This is a genomic window from Paraprevotella clara YIT 11840 (genome assembly GCF_000233955.1).
Lineage (GTDB): Bacteria > Bacteroidota > Bacteroidia > Bacteroidales > Bacteroidaceae > Paraprevotella > Paraprevotella clara.
On the sequence record NZ_JH376733.1, the window covers coordinates 210 to 605 of the forward strand.

1 protein-coding gene is annotated in these 396 nt (G+C 32.6%); it reads right to left on the reverse strand.

The genetic code is table 11. From position 1 onward, the window contains the following. A partial coding sequence (locus HMPREF9441_RS17330) for a ribosomal RNA small subunit methyltransferase A (RefSeq protein WP_008623847.1) occupies nucleotides 1–362 on the reverse strand: 362 nt, incomplete at its 3' end. Nucleotides 363–396 lie beyond the last annotated feature (34 nt).

A 396-nucleotide genomic window follows, 5' to 3' on the forward strand; every position in this document is an offset into this window, starting at 1 on the left:
CTAAGTTCAAGCAACTTAAATACTATTTGAGTAGATATATTATAAGGAAAGTTGCCTATAATAGCAAAAGGTTCTCGCAAAAAGCCTGCTATATCATACTTTAAAAAGTCATCTGCTATTATTTTCCCTCTCAACTCAGGATAATGAGCTTCTAAATAGGCCACTGACTCCTTATCTATCTCTACAACATATACTTCTGTATCTTTTTTGAGTAAGAATTGTGTAAGAACGCCCATACCTGCCCCTATTTCTACTACTTTTTTGTAGTTTGCCAATGATAAGGTATCAGCTATTTTCTGTGCTATATTCAAATCCTTTAGGAAGTGCTGCCCTAAATGTTTTTTTGCTTTTACTAATTCCATAAACTAACTTCTTACTTTTCTGAGTAATAAAATG